The following is a 1,797-nucleotide window of genomic DNA, read 5'->3' on the forward strand; positions in this document are numbered from 1 at the left end:
AAGTCCAGCTAATAAATGTCAATAGATAAATAAAAAAATATTTTTTTCGAAAAAAGGGCGCACTTATCCCTTGGTGAAAATATCATTTTTTGAAAAGATATTATTTCGCCGGATTTACAGTATTTTATGCTGCTATGTCGCATTTAGTAGCATTGTATTGTTTGTTATGCTCCTGTGGAGTAATGATTTCAAAAGGTTTGTTATCTCTGAGGATTGCAAATATCATGTTGCATACCTTGTGAGAAACAGCACCCATTGCAACAAGCTTTGGTTTTGACTCACATTTTTTGAGATAGTAATCACGGAGTACTGGATTTTTGGCTTTTCCAGTGCGAGAGATACCAATACTCTGCAAGGTAAGGGTATGAATAGCCCGTCGGGCAATCGCAGAACCTCTTTTGGACATTTGAATTTTTGTACCTTCAAATTTACCGGATTGTTTTACAGCGGGGTCAAGACCAAAGTAAGCAAAAAGCTGTTTTGGTTTGGAGAATGCAGAAAAATCACCAATCTCTCCCATGAGGGTTACGGCAGATAAGAAACCTGCACCTTTAAATGTTTCAATCAGGTGTATTTGTTTTACGAAATCAGTGTCTTCATTGGCATCAATAAGATTATGCATTGCATCAAGAATGCCGTTGATTTCTTCATCGTATTTGCGGATGAAACTGATATAGAGTCTAATTCGCTTAATGTTGCTGTCGATGATGTAACCGAATTCATTTGCTTCGTGAGCCGCCTGAATAATGGCATTATACTTGTTATGAGCATATGTAAGTCCAAAACGAGCAGTTGATTTAATGGTATCAATCATCTCTTGCATGTCAGCTTCAATAAAGGCATTTGGAGAAGTATATTTCTCCAATAAAGTAAGGGAGGTATTGATTGTAACTTTGGAAAAAATACCAAGGTACTGAGGAAATGCCATACGTAATTCACCTTGTAGTTTGTTCACATAGGCACTGCGGTTATCCATTAAATCGTAGTATTCACGACAGAGGTTACGGCAGTTTAATGCAAGATCAGATGGCATAAGAGAAACCTTTAAATCAGGTTTCAAGCCAACTAAAGCAGCCTTTTTAGAATCAAATCGATCATTATGTACTTTTCGTATATTCATATTTGTGCTATTCTTTGTGATGATAGGATTAATAACCGAGCAGTTAAAACCCTTATCACGAAGATAGCAGAAGAGTGGGTAATGATAAATTCCCGTGGATTCCAGGAAAATGCGACTTTCCAAAGAATACAACTCTTCTGCTTCTTTTATTTTAGAAACAGCAGTTGTAAGGGAACTTATTTGATTGTGTAGGATTTTATAAGGTGTTCCTACGATTTGTTGGTTAGGGAGTGCTATGGACATCCATGAGAAGTCAGCACCGACATCAATACCAACCGATATGAATAATTCATCAAGATTAAAAATAACTTTGTTTGACATGAGCAATAGCTCCTTTCTGATAGGAATCCATTTCCAATCTGGCAGGTACACAACCTAGCGCGTTATTCGGGTATTGCCTTCCGACTCCCAACCAGCTAAAACATAAAACCCTGTCGAATGGACTAATTGACTTAATTGTAGGTATCAGCCACAGAAGCAGCTTCCCAAGGAGGTGAACATTCTTTGTCCTATCCTAATGGATAATACCTTATGTTTCATCTGGTGTCTATCAGGAACCGTCAGACATGATAATTATTATGGATAACATCTGATGAAGGAAGAACGCCTTCTTCTGTTATCTATATAGAAACTTGTTAACCAAGCAGTCTTATTGATTACATCATTATTATACTAGG

At 37.1% G+C, this 1,797-nt stretch carries 1 protein-coding gene; it reads right to left on the reverse strand.

Translation table 11 applies throughout. The features are described 5' to 3' along the window. Positions 1-124: 124 nt before the first annotated feature. On the reverse strand, positions 125-1,441 hold the full coding sequence (locus E1963_RS19090; protein WP_132281658.1) for an IS110 family RNA-guided transposase: 1,317 nt from the start codon (positions 1,439-1,441) through the stop codon (positions 125-127). Positions 1,442-1,797: the final 356 nt, after the last annotated feature.

This window comes from Extibacter muris, assembly GCF_004345005.1.
GTDB classification, from domain to species: Bacteria; Bacillota; Clostridia; order Lachnospirales; family Lachnospiraceae; genus Extibacter; species Extibacter muris.

Bases quoted from the DNA above. Each gene is read 5' to 3' on its own strand.
- E1963_RS19090 (WP_132281658.1), bottom strand. From the start codon at position 1,441: ATGTCAAACAAAGTTATTTTTAATCTTGATGAATTATTCATATCGGTT.